The 17,384-nt window shown below is 68.5% G+C and carries 13 protein-coding genes; 12 read left to right on the top strand and 1 reads right to left on the bottom strand.

The features are described 5' to 3' along the window. The first annotated feature begins 281 nt into the window (after positions 1 to 281). From IPG68_03810 to IPG68_03780, 7 genes are all read left to right on the top strand, one after another. Positions 282 to 2,162, top strand: coding sequence for a DUF4012 domain-containing protein (locus IPG68_03810; GenBank protein ID MBK6762441.1), 1,881 nt, complete (start codon positions 282 to 284; stop codon positions 2,160 to 2,162). Next, positions 2,159 to 3,463, top strand: a complete 1,305-nt coding sequence (locus IPG68_03805) for a hypothetical protein (protein ID MBK6762440.1) — start codon at positions 2,159 to 2,161, stop codon at positions 3,461 to 3,463. The genes IPG68_03810 and IPG68_03805 overlap by 4 nt, the downstream gene beginning before the upstream one ends. Positions 3,464 to 3,484: 21 nt before the next feature. Continuing rightward, positions 3,485 to 4,693, top strand: a complete 1,209-nt coding sequence (locus tag IPG68_03800; GenBank protein MBK6762439.1) for a beta-galactosidase — start codon at positions 3,485 to 3,487, stop codon at positions 4,691 to 4,693. Next, a complete protein-coding gene (locus IPG68_03795) occupies positions 4,690 to 5,772 on the top strand; it encodes a DUF1972 domain-containing protein (protein MBK6762438.1) in 1,083 nt (360 codons plus the stop codon). Before IPG68_03800 ends, IPG68_03795 begins: the two co-directional genes overlap by 4 nt. Next, positions 5,769 to 6,962, top strand: coding sequence for a hypothetical protein (locus IPG68_03790; GenBank protein MBK6762437.1), 1,194 nt, complete (start codon positions 5,769 to 5,771; stop codon positions 6,960 to 6,962). The genes IPG68_03795 and IPG68_03790 overlap by 4 nt, the downstream gene beginning before the upstream one ends. Before the next feature lie 194 nt (positions 6,963 to 7,156). Then, positions 7,157 to 8,041, top strand: a complete 885-nt coding sequence (locus tag IPG68_03785; protein MBK6762436.1) for a decaprenyl-phosphate phosphoribosyltransferase — start codon at positions 7,157 to 7,159, stop codon at positions 8,039 to 8,041. Positions 8,042 to 8,295: 254 nt separating this feature from the next. Next, entirely contained in the window at positions 8,296 to 9,633 is a 1,338-nt protein-coding gene (locus IPG68_03780) for a sugar transferase (GenBank protein MBK6762435.1), read from the top strand. Positions 9,634 to 9,789: 156 nt separating this feature from the next. On the opposite strand, the gene IPG68_03775 is transcribed toward IPG68_03780, so the two are convergent. Continuing rightward, positions 9,790 to 11,016, bottom strand: a complete 1,227-nt coding sequence (locus IPG68_03775; GenBank protein MBK6762434.1) for a DUF2142 domain-containing protein — start codon at positions 11,014 to 11,016, stop codon at positions 9,790 to 9,792. 82 nt (positions 11,017 to 11,098) lie between these two features. Between IPG68_03775 and IPG68_03770 the strand changes: the two genes are divergently transcribed. The 5 genes from IPG68_03770 (at position 11,099) to IPG68_03750 (ending at position 17,281) form a co-directional block, all read left to right on the top strand. Continuing rightward, a complete protein-coding gene (locus tag IPG68_03770; GenBank protein ID MBK6762433.1) occupies positions 11,099 to 11,818 on the top strand; it encodes a glycosyltransferase family 2 protein in 720 nt (239 codons plus the stop codon). Between the two features lies 1 nt (position 11,819). Next, positions 11,820 to 12,170 (top strand): DUF2304 domain-containing protein, encoded by a 351-nt coding sequence (locus IPG68_03765; GenBank protein ID MBK6762432.1) that lies wholly within the window; start codon positions 11,820 to 11,822, stop codon positions 12,168 to 12,170. A 115-nt stretch (positions 12,171 to 12,285) separates the two neighbouring features. Continuing rightward, positions 12,286 to 13,407, top strand: coding sequence for a glycosyltransferase (locus tag IPG68_03760; protein ID MBK6762431.1), 1,122 nt, complete (start codon positions 12,286 to 12,288; stop codon positions 13,405 to 13,407). 84 nt (positions 13,408 to 13,491) lie between these two features. Beyond that, complete coding sequence (locus IPG68_03755; GenBank protein MBK6762430.1) at positions 13,492 to 14,535, top strand: hypothetical protein; 1,044 nt, start codon at positions 13,492 to 13,494, stop codon at positions 14,533 to 14,535. 250 nt (positions 14,536 to 14,785) lie between these two features. After that, complete coding sequence (locus tag IPG68_03750; GenBank protein ID MBK6762429.1) at positions 14,786 to 17,281, top strand: hypothetical protein; 2,496 nt, start codon at positions 14,786 to 14,788, stop codon at positions 17,279 to 17,281. Positions 17,282 to 17,384: the final 103 nt, after the last annotated feature.

Genomic DNA, 17,384 nt, shown 5'->3' with positions numbered 1-17,384 from the left:
TGAGCCCTCCCTCCGGGGAGGGTTTCTGTTTGTCAGGGTTCCCACCGGCGGTTTGCCCCAGGCCGGAGAGAACCCTCCATCCGGGAGCGAAACAACCCGGTTGGAACACACCCCGGCATCCGCATCACCACGCCTTGCAGAACCGCGCACGCTGGCGGGTTTGACCAAGCCCGGACCCTGCGGCAGTCACCTGGCCGCCTGACCCCCCGCCCGTATCATCGAAGCAGGGAACCGCCACGGCGCATCCGCCGTCGTTTCTAGGAGAGGCCAAGAGGAGCGTCGTGACCGATTCGAGTGCACGGACGCGTTGGCGGCGGCCGCGGACGTGGATCCTGCTGGTGGCGGCGGTCGCGGCGCTGTGGTTCGTCGGCAGCCTGGTTCTCGTCGGCTGGCACGCCAAACAGGCCAACTCGGCGCTACAGGCCATGACCGACCAGATCGCAGCCGGTGACCCGCAGGCTGCAGCGGCGTCCATCGAGTCCGCCCACGGCGACACCGCAGCCGTCCAGGATGCGGTGAACTCGCCGCCCATCTCCGCGCTGAAGGCCGTGCCCTACTTCCGTACGAACCTGGATGGGGTGTCGACGTTCATGGCAGCCGCCCAGGAGGTGTTGGACGCAGCCTCGGTCACCAACGACGTCTACGCCCGGCTCTCCGGCAGCGACGGACTCGGGCAGGCCGCCTTCGCGAACGGCACGATCAACGTCGCCGCCCTGCAGCAGATCCAGCCCCAGATCGACCAGATCGACGCGATCCTCACGCAGGCCGACCAGACACTGCGGCAGGTGCCCGCCGGCGTGTCCCCCATGCTTCGTCAGTACGTCGATGAGGCCGGAGCCGAGGTGGCCGGCATCCAGAGGGGCCTGGCCATCTACGAGGAGATCCTCCCCGACCTGCCCACTCTGCTCGGCGAGGACAAGCCCGCCACCTACCTCGTCGTCTTCCACAACGCCGGCGAGCTGTTCCCCGGCGGCGGTGCCGCGCTCAGTACCGCCGTGGTGCGGTTCGACAAGGGGAAGATGGAGGTGCTCGAGAAGGGCCCGGTCAGTCCCGACTTCACGAACCCCGCCTTCCCATGGGATCCGGTGTCGCGCGGACCGTACTACGCCGAGACGAACGCCAGGGACGGGTTCGCCTGGTCGAACCTGCACCAGGACTACCGGATCACCGGCGAGAACATGATGCGCTCGTGGGTGGCCACCGGTAACCGGCCGGTGGACGGGGTGATCTCGCTGGATCCGGAGGCACTCGCAGCAGCCGTTAGCGCCACCGGGCCGATCCAGACCGAGCTGTACGGCCAGATCACGGCCGACAATCTCGTCCAGAAGCTGTTCTTCGAGGGCTACAACGAGGATGCGGCGGCCCAGCAGCAGCGCAAGGCGGTCAACCAGCAGCTCATCGACGAGATGCTGGCACGGATCCAGAGCGGGACCGGGGCACTGACTGTCGGGCGAGCGATCTTCGCCACCGCACCGGGCCATCACGTCCGGGTCCATCTCTCCAACAACCGTCTCGCCGAGGCTCTGCGGGAGGCCCAGGCCGATGGCGCCCAGCCCCCGCCCGAGCCCGACCGGATCGCCTTCTTCACCCAGAACCAGAACTCCTCGAAGGTGGACATCTTCCAGACCCGCCGCGTGATCCACGACGTCCACCTCGACCGGAACGGATCCGCGCGGATCGTCCAGACGGCGAAGGTGACCAACGCCGCGCCGGCCGAGGGCGGCAGCCCACTGGAGGACCGCATCGGCTACACGACCCGTTGGGCCTTCCACTGGAACATCGTCTTCCTCCCGGACGACGCCCAGGACGTCAAGATCGCGGCGAACCCAGGCGACATCAAGCAGGACTCAAGGGTCTTCACGGACACCGATGGCCGCAAAGCCGTTCGGGTCGGGCGCTGGATCCCGCCCGGTGAGAGCAGCTACACCACCGTGTCCTACCGTTTACCGGACGGCACGTTTGGGAGGGATGGGAACCTGGAATACCGTGCAGGCGTCGAACATCAGTTGACGACGAACGGCGTGGACCTCACGGTGAATGTGTACGGCCCGTCGGCTCCGCAACCGCTGGAAGGGGAATGGACTGTGGACGGTGACACCGCGCACACCCGCTTCCCCGTGACCCGCCCGACGGTCGTCGCCCTCGGATACGGGGTCCGATGAGCGCACGCCTGCTCGCGGCCACCGCCCTCGCGGCCGCCGCCCTCCTCAGCACTGCCCCTGCACAGGCGGTCCCCCAGCCCGTGACGCCACCGCCCACGTCCTCGTGGAGCAAGATCGATCGCGGCATCTTCGGCATGCACGTGTCGACCCTGAGCGCGGGCAAGGAGTTCCCGGGCCCGCTCGGCGGAGTGCGACTGTGGGACACCGGCGTGCGTTGGGACCAGGTCGAGAAGGCGCAGGGCGAGTACGACTGGGACCGGCTCGACACCGCGGTGGCCACCGCTGAAGACGCCGGCGCCCGCGAGATCATGTACGTGCTCGGCTCCACCCCCGACTGGGCCGCGAAGTACATCCGGCCCGACACGTACTACTACGGCGGCGGGACCGCCTCGGAGCCGGCGAAGCTGAGCTACTGGCGGGACTGGGTGCGCGCGGTGGCCACCCGCTACCAGGGCCGGATCACCAGTTACCAGATCTGGAACGAGGCCAACCTCGCATCCTTCTGGGCACCGGAACGCACCGCGCACTGGAAGCGCATGGCCCTCATGACCGACATCGCGGCCGACGAGATCCGCGCCATCGACCCGAAGGCGCAGATCGTCAGCGCCTCGAGCACGGTCATCCAGGGCAAGAAGTTCGCCACGGAGAGCTTCTTCTACCGCTACCTGCGCTCCATCCGTAACCGCAAGGTGAAGCTCGACGCCATCAGTGTGCACCTGTACCCCTGGACGCTGAGCGGCCCCGGTGGGGGTAACCCCACCGACCGGTTGGAGGGACTGGAGATGGCCCGCGTGGTCGTCGACAAGGTCGGGCTTTCCCGGGTGCCGATCTGGGACACCGAGGTCAACTACGGCAACCGCCGTGACAACGGTCATCCCGAGGAGGTCTTCAAGCCCAAGGTGGGGGCGGCGTACCTCGGGCGGACCTTCGTGGACAGCCTGCGCTACGACATCACCAAGGTCTTCTGGTACTCGTGGGAGTCGCAGGTCATGGGGATCAGCACGACTCAGGAGGTCTCCGGGAACGTGCTACCGCCCGGTCAGGCCTTCTTCACCGTCCAGGGCTGGCTGTCCGGTGCGAAGTGGGGGACGTGCTCGGACCAACGGGTGACGGTGTGCTCGCTGAAGCGATCGGGGCAGAAGCAGTACATCCTGTACGCGCCGCTGAAGAAGACGCGGACAGTGACATTGCCGCGTTCGCGGTTCGACGTCCGTGAGGTCTGCTCGCTGGACGGGAGCTGTGAACGCATCAAGAACCGACAGGTCCGCGTCAAGCAGGCGCCGGTCCTGCTGGTTCCATAACAACTCATGGGAGGCGAATCGATGATCCGTTGGGCTGTGCTGCCTGCAGTGGTGGCCGTCGGTGTGATGTCAGTGCCGGGGACCGCCGCCGCCAAGACGATCGGTCCGGAGCAGTTCGGCCTGCATGTGGCGGCACTGGGTGCCGGTGCGACCCCCGGGGTGAGCGTCTCCGCGGTACGGCTGTGGGATGCCGGCGTGCGCTGGGATCAGATCCAGCCCACGAAGGGCACCTACGACTGGGCCGCGCTGGACAACGCCGTGGCCGCCGCCGAGCGCGCTGGGGCATCGGAGATCCTCTACGTCCTCGGGTCCACCCCGAAGTGGGCGGCCAGCCGGTTCTCCAGCACCGACCTGTACGGCCCCGGCACCGCCTCGCTGCCGAAGAAGTCCTCCTACTACCTCAAGTACGCCAAGGCCGTCGCCCAGCGGTACCAGGGGCGCATCACGGCCTACCAGATCTGGAACGAGGCCAACACCCGCAGCTTCTACAACGGCGGGAAGTACGACGGGTGGATCAAGCTCGCGGCACTGACCAAGAAGGCGTCCAAGACCATCCGCGCGGCCGACCCGAAGGCCGACATCGTGGCTGCGTCCAGCACCGTGATCCCCACGGCGAAGTTCCAGACGGAGAGTTTCTTCTTCCGCTACCTGCGCGAGTTGAAACGGCAGAAGGCAAAGGTCGACGCGATCAGCGTGCACCTGTACCCGGTCAACCCGAAGCAGGGTCCGGACGCCCGCGTGGCCAGCATCGCCGCGGTCCGGCAGGTCATGGGCAAGGTAGGCATCAACAAGCCGCTGTGGGACACCGAGGTCAACTACGGGGACCGGCGCACCGCCAGTCAGGTCGTGCCGAAGCCGAAGAAAGCCGCCGCCTACGTCGCGCGCACCTACCTGGACTCCGCGCGGTACGGCATCGCGCGCACGTACTGGTACGGCTGGGACATCGACGTGCTCGGCATCTCGCTGACCGCGCCGGACGGGTCGGTAACCCGCGCCGGGCGCGCGTTCCTGAACACCCGCGACTGGCTGTCCGCAGGTGCCTGGAAGGGATGCAAGACCTCCCGCGGGATCACCACCTGCTCCGTGGGCGCGACCCGGATCGTCTACGCCGCCACATCCAAGACCATCAAGCGGCCCTCGGGAGTGACCACGGTGACCACGCTCACCGGGTCGACCAAGCCCGCCGCGACGACGGTGAAGGTGGGCGCGGCGCCGATCCGGCTGTCGTGAGGCGCGTCGCCCTGCTGGGCACCCGGGGCATCCCGGCGCGCCACGGCGGCTTCGAGACCGCCGTGGAGTTCATCGGGCCCGGGCTGGCACGACGCGGGTGGGATGTCACGGTGTACTGCCGCAACCCCGGCCAGACCCTGCGGCATTACCAGGGCACCCGGCTGGTCAACCTGCCGGCACTGCGGCTGAAGGCTGCCGAGACTCTCAGCCACACCGCGCTGTCCACAGCACATGCGATGTTCCACGGCCTCGACGTGGCGATCGTGTTCAACAGCGGCAACGCCCCGTTCGTCTCGCCGCTGAAACTGCGTGGCATCCCCGTGGCCGTGCACGTCGACGGCCTTGAGGCGGAGCGAGCCAAGTGGGAGGGGTTCGGCGCCAGGTACTACGCGTGGGCGGAGCGCTCGGCGGTCATGCACGCGGACGCGATCATCGCCGACGCCCACGCCATCGCCGACTACGTGCAGCAACGCTACGGCCGTGAGGGCGTGTACCTGCCCTACGGTGCGCCGCTGGTCGATCCGCCGGCGCCTCGCCTGGCGGAGGTCGGCCTGACTCGGGACGGCTACCACCTGTGCGTGGCACGCTTCGAGCCCGAGAACCATGTGCTGGAGATCGTGCGCGGCTACCGGCGCAGCGCAGCGAAACTCCCCCTGGTCGTGGTGGGCGCGGCCAGTTACTCCCACGAGTACGCGACCGCCGTGGCAGGCGCGGCGCGCGGCGAACAGCGGATCCGGCTGCTCGGATCGGTCTGGGACCAGGAGCTGCTCGACCAGCTCTACGTCGGCTCCCGCAGCGTCCTGCACGGCCATTCCGTCGGCGGGACGAACCCCTCCCTGCTGCGCGCCATGGGCGCCAGCACCCGCATCACCGCCTACGACTGCGCCTTCAACCGCGAGGTCACCGGCGGTCACGCAGCATGGTTCACCGACGAGACCGGGGTCGCCCGTGCGGTGGACCACGACGAGGTGGCGCACGACGACCGCGGCCGGCTGGCACGCCTGCGGGCCGAGACCGCGTACGTGTGGGAGGACGTCATCGACGGGTACGCGGACCTGTGCGAAAGGCTGGCCCGGTGATCGGTGCCGCCGCAGTCGTCGGGGCGCTGCTGTTGGGCGTGGGTCCCGGACAGCCGCTCCCTGCGCAGGGCTTCGGCCAGCACGTGGCGGGGATCGCGCAGGCCGCACCCGTGGGGGTCAGCCTGTCCTCAGTGCGCCTGTGGGACGCCGGGGTGCGCTGGGACCAGATCGAACGCGCCCGTGACGTCTACGACTGGACGGCCCTGGACGCCGCGGTGACCAACGCGCAGGCGGCCGGTGCCGACGACATCCTGTACGTCCTCGGATCGACACCCGCATGGGCCGCACGCAACCCGCAACTTCCCGGCCTGTACGGGCAGGGGACCACCTCCCTGCCCCGTGATCCGGAGGACTACCTCGGCTTCCTGCGCGAGGTCGTCAAGCGCTACGAGGGGCGCATCACCGCCTACCAGATCTGGAACGAGGCCAACACCCGCAGTTTCTACGAGGGGGACTGGACGGCCCTGGCCCAGTTGACCCGTCGGGCCTACGACACCATCAAGCTCATCGACCCCTCCGCAACGGTCGTGGCGGCCTCGAGCACCGTCATCCCCGGGCCATTGTTCCAGAACGAGAGTTTCTTCTTCCGATACGCCCGCGCCCTGCACAAGGCGGGCGACCCCGTCGACGCCATGGCGGTCCACCTCTACCCTGTGGACACCACGAAGGGACCGGACGCCCGCGCGGCCAGCATCCGCGCCGCCCAGCGCGTCCTCAACCGGGTCGGCATCAATCGTCCCCTGTGGGACACCGAGGTGAACTACGGCGACCGGCGGGCCGGGATGCCGCAGGTGGTACCGGAAACCACCACCGCGGCCACCTACGTCGCGCGCACGTTCGTGGACTCCGCCACGCTGGGCGTGGCCCGGACCTACTGGTACGGCTGGGACCTCGGCGTGCTGGGCATCGACATGACGACCACCGCCGGCATCACCCCCGCCGGCACTGCCTTCCTCACCGTGCGCGACTGGCTCACCGGCGCCCGCGCCGCGGGCTGCTCGGACTTGGCCGGCGTCCGGCGGTGCGCCTTCACCGCCGCCGACGGCGCCGCGTTCAGCATCGTGTGGGCCACCGTTTCACCGGTCGCGGTGGACACCCGGGGACTGCAGGTGTGCCGCGTCGACGGGTCCTGCGCGACCGCGGAAACCACAACAGTGGACACCCAGCCAGTGCTGCTGCGGATGGCGTGACTTTGGGGTCCGCGACCTTCAGTTCCACCCGGGAGACTAGCGGATACCCGGGAGCGATCCGGCGCGTCCTCTTCGCTCCCCGTTGTACCTATCTCTCCCGCCTCGTGATTGGGGTCGCTGGGGTCGCGCCCGCCTTCTCGATTCGGGCAGCACACTAGAATCGGCCCGGTCCCGACATCGAAGAAGGTGCTTCCATGACCACTGAGGCAGCGACGTCGGTCGCCCGCGGCCTGCTGGTCTCCATGCGGCCCAAGCAGTGGATCAAGAACCTCCTCGTGCTCGCGGTGCCGCTGGCCTCGGGGCAGATCGGGAACGCCTCGGTCCTCGGCTACACGCTGCTGGCCTTCGTCTCGTTCTGTGCCGCCTCGTCCGCGGTCTACCTCACCAACGACGTCCTCGACCGCGAAGCCGATCTGAACCACCCCACGAAGCGGAGTCGTCCTATCGCTGCGGGCACGGTTCCGGTGCTGGTCGCAGCTGGGACCGCTGCGCTCCTCGCGGTGGTGGCACTCGGGGCCCCCCTGGCCCTGGGCAGCCCGGACCTGTCCCTGCTGCTGCTCGCCTACCTGTTGCTACAAGCCGTGTATGTTTTCTGGGCCAAGCACCAGCCCGTCCTCGACCTCGCCAGCGTGGCAGCCGGGTTCGTCCTGCGGGCGATCGCCGGCGGTGTCGCCAGTGGGATCCCGATCAGCACGTGGTTCCTCACCGTCACCGCGGCATCGGCGATGTTCGTGGTGGCGGGCAAGCGCTACAGCGAACTGGTGACCCACGGCCACGAGGCGGAAACCCGCCGGGGGCTGCGCGAGTACTCCGAGGGCTACCTGCGGTTCGTCTGGGGCGTATCGGTCGGCATCGCGGTGGTCTTCTACGGGCTGTGGGCCTCAGAATTCGGTGACGGTGGCAGCGCCCTGTGGGCGCAGCTCTCGGTGATCCCCTTCGTCCTGCTACTGCTGCGCTACGCCCGCGACGTGGATGCGGGGTGCGCGGAGGCCCCGGAGGATCTCGTGTGGGGTGACCGGGTTCTGCAGATCCTCGGGGTGATCTGGGCGATCCTGTTCGGACTGCAGGTGCTGGGCTGACCCTGCTGCACCCTGGAACGGCCCGATGACCGGCTGTGACCAGGCATTACAAAAGGGTCACGAAGGGTATTCCGGGTTCGCACCTCCTTCGGCCCACATGCCACCCTGCTGAGGGGAGACGGCCACAGGCGGAAGGGGTGACGATGGCGCTTCAGCACGTCGGGCAACCCGTCAGTGGTCGCGCACCACTGCCTGAAGCCCTTGCCCGCTTCGCGCACGACGCCGCCCGGTCGTCAGCCGATCCCCTGCGATCCATGAGCATCGTGGCAATGGCCGTCGATGCCCTCGTCATCGCCGTTTCGGTGGCCATCGGCCTGTTCGTCGCACAGGGCTCCGGCGCGTATCCCTGGTTCGTGGCATTGACCATCCTCGGTGTCTGGGTGGCGGTACTGGCCATGCGTGGTGCCTATGACAGCAGCCGGATCGGGGTCGGTTCCGAGGAATTCAAGAACGTGATCACCGCCACCGTGGGCACGTTCGCGTTCTTCGCCTCAGTCGGTTTCATCCTCGAGATCAGCGACGGCCGCAAGTTCATGGTGGCCACCTTCCTCGCGGGTGCGGTCCTGCTGCCGCTGGGCAGGCGCTTGATGCGCGTGTGGGTCTTCAGCCAGCGCCACAAGGGCAACCTCATGCGCAGGACTCTGGTGATAGGTTCCGGTCCGGCTCTCGACGACATCGAGGCCGGCCTGTCCAAGGATCCGCGCACCGGCTTCAAGGTGGTTGTGGACATGCCCGGTCCCACCTCGCTGACAGCGCTGGACGCATGGCTCGACCAGGTCGGTTCGGCTCTCGAGGAGTACGAAGTCGACGCTGTCGCCATCAGTCAGGCCTCCGCCATCACCGGTGAAATGGTCCGACGGCTCTCGTGGCGGCTGGAAGGTCCCAGCATCGACTTGCTCGTCGCCCCCACTCTCGGTGATGTCACCGGTCCCCGGCTGAACATCCGCCCGGCAGCCGGCCTGCCTTTGATGCACCTCGAGGAGCCCCGGCTCACAGGGCCGAAGGCGCTGCTCAAACGTGCCACCGATGTGGTCTTCGCGGGCGTGGGCCTGATCCTCGTGGCGCCGCTGATGGCCCTCATCGCGCTGATCATCCGCCTGACCTCCCCGGGTCCGGCGCTGTTCATCCAGGAGCGGGTCGGCCGGGCGGGCAGGGTGTACCGCCTGGTGAAGTTCCGGAGCATGTACGAGGGCTCCCATGAGAGCCGCGAAGACGTGCTGGGCAGCATCGCGGGGGATCCAGACGCCTACCGGACCGACCCCCGCATCACCCCCTTCGGCCGGTTCCTGCGCCGCTGGTCACTCGACGAGCTGCCCCAGTTATGGAACGTCGTGAAGGGCAACATGAGCCTGGTTGGCCCCCGGCCGATGCTCGTCGAGGAGTTGCCGCTGCTCGGCACCTCCGACCATCGGCGGCATCTGACCAAGCCGGGCGTCACCGGTCTCTGGCAGGTCGCCGGCCGCAAAGAGGTCGAGTGGTCCGAGCGGATGCAGATGGATCTGCGATACGTCGAGAACTGGTCACCGACGCTGGACCTGGTGATCATGGTGAAGACCGTCAAGGCCGTCGCCACGGGCCGCGGGGCTCACTGATCTGCGTGGACTGCGGCCACCTCCGCAATCGCTGACTCCTGGTCGGCCGGACGGACGAGTTGGCTCAGGACCCAGGCGACCGCGAACGCGAAGGCGGCACTACCCGCCAGCCACACAGCAAGGGGGGAAATCGGAATCTCCCACCACCACTGCCCGTCACGCAGCCACAGGTGCTCGCCCGGCGCCCCGAGCCCCACGGTGTAGCGAACGAGCACCTGATGCAGTGCCAGCGACTGACTCCCGGCCAGCGCGACCCCGAGGACCAACGCCTGCGGGCCGTTGACGCGCCAGCAGGGCCACCACCTGGCCCAAAACGACGAGCAGGACCGCCAGGCCCTTCTCCAGGCGCCAAGAGGCCAGCCCCAGCACCGCAGTGGCCGCCATCACCGCTGCCACGGGTGCCCACACCACCGCCGGCATGGGGACGTCCATGTAGCCGAGAGTCGTGGCATATTCCCCGACGAAGTAGGTCGGCAGTGACCGCAGCACAGCACCGATGGACGGACCCGCCCCCGACGCGGTCCCGTCCGCCCCGGGCAGACCCCCGGTGATGTTGCGCGTCTGGGTGCCCGCGATGAACAGCCCCAGCAGGACACTGGCCGCCACCGCCGCGGGAGCCGGCCACCAGGAACCCGCTGAACGCCAGTCGCGGACCCGCAGAAGCAGCACAGCCCCGAGTCCAAGGGCCAGCAGGAACGGCGCGTCGGAGCGGGTCACGACGGCCGCCACGCCCGCCACCGCTGCCAGTCCCACGGCCGCCGCACCCCGTCGCCGCTTGAAGTCCCCGGCGAACGCGACGGCCAGCACCGCCACCGGGATGGTGGTCACGGCCAGGCCACTGGGATTGGTCGAGGCCGACAGGAACAGCCCGAGCGGGACGAATGCTGCCAGGACGGCCAGCAGGACCCGATGCCTCGATGTCCTGGGCATGACCAGTAACAAGCCCGCCCACAGCGCTGAACAGACGATCCAGATCGCCATCCTCATGGCCACGATGGAGCCCGCGAGGTTGTCCGTGGCGAACAGTCGCAGGAACGAGTAGTAGCCCGGCGGGTACAGTCCGGTGTTCGCCGTCGTCGGTGCCGGGCCCTCCGCTGCGAACTGGCAGGCGGCGCTGGCCTCCGGTTTCAGCGCCACGCAGTTGGAGAAGGCCTGCTGCAGCGCGGGGACCTGCACTTCGACCCTGGTCTCACCGATGGCGCCCTCGACGCACCCCGTGGATTCGCGTCCCCAGGCACACCAGATGGAACCCAGGTGGAAGTCGTCGTCCGGTGAGGATCCCGGCGGGCTCGCCAGCGACCATGCCAGCCCCAGAGCCAGCCAGGCGACAGCCACCACCACCGCCATGATCCGGCCACGGCGGACACCGGCATTCCTGCCCACGTTGAGCCCTTCCCACGAGTCTGTCCGGACGCCGCGGTCACGCAGACGGGCGCCATACTCCCTGTCTGGCAGAGTAACGGGCATGGGGCGCCCGCAGTCGATACTCGTCGCCATCCCGGCCCTCAACGAGCAGTCGACGGTCAGCGAAGTCGTGCGACAGGTGCGCGAGACGGTTCCGGAAGCGCAGGTGCTGGTGATCGACGACGGCTCAGAGGACCGGACCGGCGAGGTCGCACAGGCTGCGGGGGCGGAGGTGTTGCGGCTGCCATTCAACGTGGGTGTGGGCGGCGCCATGCGCACCGCTTTCCTCTATGCCGTGCACGACGACGTCGACGTTGTGATCCAGATTGATGCCGACGGTCAGCACGACCCCTCTGACATCCCCGCACTGGTCGGCGCGCTGTCCTCGGCGTCGGTGGTGGTGGGCTCGCGTTTCGCAGGATCGGGCACCTATGCCGTCCACGGGCCGCGGGCATGGGCGATGCACCTACTGGCGCGGGTGCTCAGCAGGATGGCCGGCACCGACCTGACCGACACGACCTCCGGATTGCGCGCTGCGGACCGGGCCGCCATCCGGCTGTTCGCCAAGCACTACCCGGCCGAGTACCTCGGGGACACTGTGGAATCGCTGGTGATCGCGATCCGGTCCGGCCTGCTGGTGACCGAGGTCCCCGTGACGATGCAGCACCGACGTGCCGGTGCCTCCAGCCAGACGCCGTTGCGCGCGACGCTCTATCTGGGACGGGCGATCCTGGCGCTGTTGGTGGCCCTGACCAGACGACGCAATCCGGATGGGGTGTGACATGACGATTTCCTACCTGCTCGGCATCGCCGCGGCGTCGGGCACCGTGCTCTTCATCATCGAACTGCTGCGCCGCGGCATCCTGCGCGAGAAGTACGCGGCTCTGTGGCTGGCGGTGTCGGCCGGCCTGTTGCTGTTCGCGGTCTTTCCGGGACTGCTCGCTGGTCTGTCCCGCCTGCTCGGCTTCCAGGTGCCCGCGAACCTGTTGTTCCTGCTCGCCGCTGTACTGCTGCTGCTGGTGAGCGTCCAGCTCAGCTACGAGATCAGCCGGGTGGAGTCCCGCACCCGCCGGCTCGCAGAGGAGTTCGCGCTGCTGCGCAACGAGGTCGACGAACTGCGCCGGGACACCTAGTGGGCAGGCGATCACCTGCGGGGGCCCGTGTACCGTCAGTTGACATGGTTCACCCAGGTTCGCCCGGGATAGGGGTTCTCACCAGCGTGACTCGATCCGACCGGTCGCACGCATCGTGACGGCCGTCTCGATCCTGATGCCGGCCTACAACTACGCGAGATACCTGCCGGAGGCGATCGACTCGGTCCTGGCGCAGAGTGATCCCAACTGGGAACTGCTGGTCATGGACGACAACTCCTCGGACAACACCTGGGAGGTACTGACGTCGTACCGGGACCCCCGGATCCACGTCTTCCGGTCCGACGTCAACCGGGGCGCAGCCGCCACGAGCAACGGTCTGTACCGGCGCGCGACGGGGGACCTGATCGCCCACTTGGATGCCGACGACCGCTACCACCGCGAGTTCATCGCACGGCACCGCGCGTTCCTGTCCGAGCACCCCGACGTTGACATCTGTGGCACCTACACCTGCGAGATCGGTGCGGACGGCCAGACCAACGATCAGTCCGAGGTCACCGCCTGGTTCAACCATGATCTGGACCTCAACGAACCCGAGAACTGGGTCTGGCAGAACCGCCTCAGTCACGGCAGCACGATGATCCGTCGCAGCGTCTACGACCACATCGGCCTGGCCAGCGAGGACCTGAGTGTCACCCTCGACTGGGACTTCTGGGTGCGGGCACTGGCGGCGGGCCACCGGTTCCATGTCCTTCCCGATGTCCTGTTCGAGTGGCGTGTGCATGGGAGCAACATCACCTACGCCGGTGACGCCGAGAGGGTGCGCTGCTGGTCGGTGACCTCCGGGCGCACCTTCCACCCCTATCTGGATCGAATCCACCGCCCGGATCTCAAAGCCCAGAACCTCGCCGGTTTTCTCACGCACAAGGAGATGGCGAACCAGCCGACGGCGTTCGTCACGTCGATTCTGGGGAACGTCTTGACCGGCGATCCCGACGAACTGGCAGAAGCCGTCGCGCATGTGGCGACCGAGATCACCGGTCTGCGCGATGCCTACGTCGAATTGCGCGAATCCCTCCGCGAACGCCGTCAGGAATCAACCCAACTGACGGCTGAGCTGTCCGAGACCCGCATGGAACGAAACACGCTCAGCGACCGGCTGCATGCCGCGGAGATCGACCGCAGATCAGCGCAAGCACAACTGCAGCAGCTCCAAACCACACGGCTCTACCGCGCGGCCCGCCGCGTCCGCCGCACCCTGAGCCCCAAGGGCCGCTAACCCCACAGCCCCCCGTGCCGGCCCACCTATACTCACCACGGTGACAACACCGTGGCAGCCCACCTCCGGGGGGAGCGCCTACCGATGAGCACCGTGGACATCCTGCTCCCGACGCCGCTGCGCGGCTCCGGCGGCATCCGTACCATTGCCGCCAATGCGCAGGCGCTGGCCGCCGCCGGCCATCACGTCCGCCTGCATGTCCAGACGCAGCGGCGGGCCCGCGACGTCGTGCGCAAGACACGCGAGTGGTTCCCAGTCGGGGACTGCGAGGTGCGAGCAGGATGGCCGACCGCGCTGCCTGACTCCGACGCGGTCATGGCCACCGCCTGGTTCACGGCGCCACACGTCGACCAGTTGGTGACACCGGCCCGCAAGCTCTACTTCGTCCAGGACTATGAACCGCTGTTCCACCCTGCGGGCGACCTGGCCGTCGCTGCTGCCAGCACCTACAGCCTGGGGCTGCAGACCCTGGTCATCGGCTCCTGGCTCCAGCACAAACTCCTCGATGATCATGGCGTCGCCACCGGGACGGTCCCGTTCACCGCAGACCTGCGCATCTACAGCCCCGCCTCCGAGCGACGGCAACAGCGGGTGGTCGCCCTGTTCCAGTCGGACAAACCGCGACGCTGTCCGGAGCTGGTGACGAACACGCTGTCGCGGGTGCTGGCGTCCGGCGTGGAGGTCGTCACGGTGGGCGGGGTGAAGAACCCGCGGCTCGGTCCCGGCCACGAGCACCTCGGGGTCGTCGACGTGCAGACCCTCGCCACGCTGTACCGGACGTCAGCCGTGGGGTTGTGCATCAGCGCCTCCAACCCCAGCCGGGTGCCGTTCGAGATGATGGCCGGCGGGCTGCCCGTCGTGGAGGCCCACCTCCCGAACACGGTGTTCGATCTGCCGGAGGGTGCGTGTCTGCTGGCCCGCCCCGAGCCCGAATCGCTGGCCCTGGCGATCCAGCGAGCCGCCGGCGAACCGCAGCGCGGTGAACTGGGAGTGAGCTTCATGCGGGACCGCGATGCCAGCCGCGAGCAGGCCGCGTTTCAGCGATTTGTGGAGTCTGCGATCGGGGGCGGACAGATCTCCACGCTGCCCCCCGAACGGCTCTATCGTGCGTCCCCAGCCACCACCTGAGACGCGCGCAGGGCCCGCATGCCGCACGGCGCCAGGCTAGGTTGGCGAAGGTGACGGACCTGCTGGTGGTCGCCCCCGCGCTCGACCCCGGGGGCATACATACTCACATCCGATGCCTGGCGCGCGGAGCGGGTCAGGCGGGTATGAGCGTGTCGGTGGTCGCCGGCATCGGCACCAACGATGACCTCGGCGTCCCCGGGGGCCAAGGCTCGAGCGCCTAGATCTGCTGACCCGCGCGGGTGTGCGAGGCGTGCACGAGCGGATCCAGCAGGCCCGCGGGATCCTGCTGATCCACACCCCGCGGACCTACCACCTGGGGGGTCTGCTGGCGGACGCCGCCACCGCGGCAGTCGGCGTCCATGGCACCCCTGGGACGAACGCCAACTGGCTGGGATGGTATCGCCATGCGATCGCCGCAGCCAGCGTGCGAGCCCTGCCCAGCCTGCCCCTGCTGGTCCCCGGGGAGCGTTACCGCAGTGGCGTCGCGGCTGAGTTCGCCATCTCCGTGGACCGCGTGCGTGCGCTGCCCAACGCGATCGACAACCTCATCGATGCGACCTCACCGGCGGGCACTGCGGACATCCTTCTGCCGTCCCGCCTGGCCAACGACAAGGTCTGGCTGTTGGATGCCGCCATCGACCTGGCCACGACGTCCTCGCGCCCATTGCGGGTCGTGGGTTCCGGTTTGCATGCCGACGACTGGCGCGCCCGGCTCGAGCAGTCCTGCCCCCAACCGTGGACGCTCACCGAGATTGCCGACCTCGGCTCCCACATCGCTGGGGCGGATGTCGTCGTGGCGGCCGGACTAGTGGCCATGGAGGCCGCGGCCGCAGCTCGGCGGGTGGTGGTCCCTGACAAGGCCGGGGGCTGGCTGGGCGCCGTCACGACGTCCGCCCTGGGGCAGATGCGGGAGTCGAACTTCGCAGCGTGGGGCTCCACCCCGGTCACCGATGCCGGCAGCGTATGGGCGGCAGCCGGCGCCCTCTCCGGGGCCGAACTGGAAGCACTGGCGACGGCTGTCCGGGAGGAATGTGCACCCGCCACGATGTACGAGCGCCTTCGCGCGCTGCTGCAGGCACCCGGGACGCCGGATCCCGTGCCGGCCAGCGAGGCAGTCCTGGAGGTGATTGGCGAATCCGAGCGGGACCAGCAGAAGGTGCACGCCGACTACGCCACCCTGCTCGAGGCCAAGGAGTACTACGAGCAACAAGCCACCAACTGGGAGCACGCCTACCGCGAGGTTCGCCCGGAGGAACAAGCGGCGGCACCCGGCGGACCGCCATCTACCTCTCGGCGGAACAGACTCGCCGGCGCCGCACACAGGGCGTATTCCAGCCGATCCCTGCCAGTCCATACCCTCGCGGCGGGCGCCTTCTTCGCCAAGAAGGAGGTCCCCGCCCGGATGCGGGCCGGCCGCCGTCCCGAGACCCGGACCCGGGTGTACCGCAGCGTCTCCATCCCCGCGCTGTCGTGGTTGGCCCATCAGTCGGGGGATACGTGGGAATGCGTGATCGGCCCGCGGGTGGAGCAACTCCCGGGCGGCTTCTACGAGGGCGTCTGGGACGGCGCTCTCGGGGATTTCCCCCCCACGGACAGCGAGTTCGCCTTCGGCACCGGAATACACCATGCCGGTGGCCCACCCGTCTTCCTGAGTTCGCGCAATCCTGCCCAGCCGTTGTTCGTGCTGCGCAGATCCCGGGACGGCCGCACCTTCGTGAGTAACTCACTCACGTTCGCGCTCACGGCTGCGAAGGTCCCCCTCGACGGTCCGTTCGCGGAGAAGCTGAGCCGCAGCCTGGGACCGACCATCCAGGCCCACGCCGCGATCGGCGTGTATCAGGCCCCCACCCTCCTGCACCAGGACGGGGACTACCGCCTGGATGCCGTGATCTTCTTCGACTTCCAGGTCGGCGAGCGGGGCACGATCACCCGCCGGTGGCGCCGACCACGCCGGTACTTCTCCGACTTCGCTTCCTACCGCACCTTCATGCAGTCCACTCTGCGGCGACTGGTGGACAACGCGCGATCCCCGCAGCGGGCTTGGGCATTGGACCCATTCGTCCTCCTGTCGCGCGGCTACGACTCCGTCGCCTCCGCAGTCCTGGCCAAGGAGGCCGGGGTGAGGCAGGCGGGCACCTTGGGGGTCTCTGTGGAGGGTCGCGCCGACGATGGCCGGCACATTGCCCGGGCCCTGGGTCTGCAGTGTTCGGTGCGGGAGCACGTGATCGGTCGGGATATCGCAGGACTGGACTTCAACGCTGTGGGACCGCTGCGTGATCGCGCGCTGGAGTTCCTCCCCGAAGGCGGCGTGGGGATCGACCTCATCCTGCTGCCGTTCGCCGACCGACTGCAGTCATCAGCCGTGCTCATGGGGAACTGGGGCGATCTCTTCTACGAGCGCTCCGGGCACCCCGCACCCGGTTTCCAGCGGTTCGTCTTCGGCGGTCCCCCCACCGCGGAGTTCCGGCTGCGGGTGGGATTCGCCGTCATCCCCGTGCCTGTGCTGGGCATGCGGTTCACCGACCCCGTCATCGCCCTGAATCACAGTCGCGAGATGGAGCCGTTCAGCGTGGGCGGTGACTACGACCGGCCCATCCCGCGACGGCTCGGGGAGGAGGCGGGGCTGAAGCGCTCGGACTTCGGGACGGCGAAGACGGCAGCGTCGCCGCAGCTGCTCAACGCCGCCGAGATGCACCTGGAGGCCATCTCGGCCATGAGTGAGCGATACCGGGGGTGGCGGGAGTGAGGCGTGCGGCCGGGCGCTGGTCCTACCACTAGTCCCGATCAACACACCCTCGCCTGGAATCTCCGAGGGCACTGGCATCGCGGGGTTGTCCCTATCGGTTTGT

Source organism: Micrococcales bacterium (genome assembly GCA_016703125.1).
In the GTDB taxonomy this organism is placed as follows: Bacteria; Actinomycetota; Actinomycetes; order S36-B12; family UBA10799; genus JADKAV01.
This window is presented reverse-complemented; position numbering and strand designations above follow the sequence as displayed.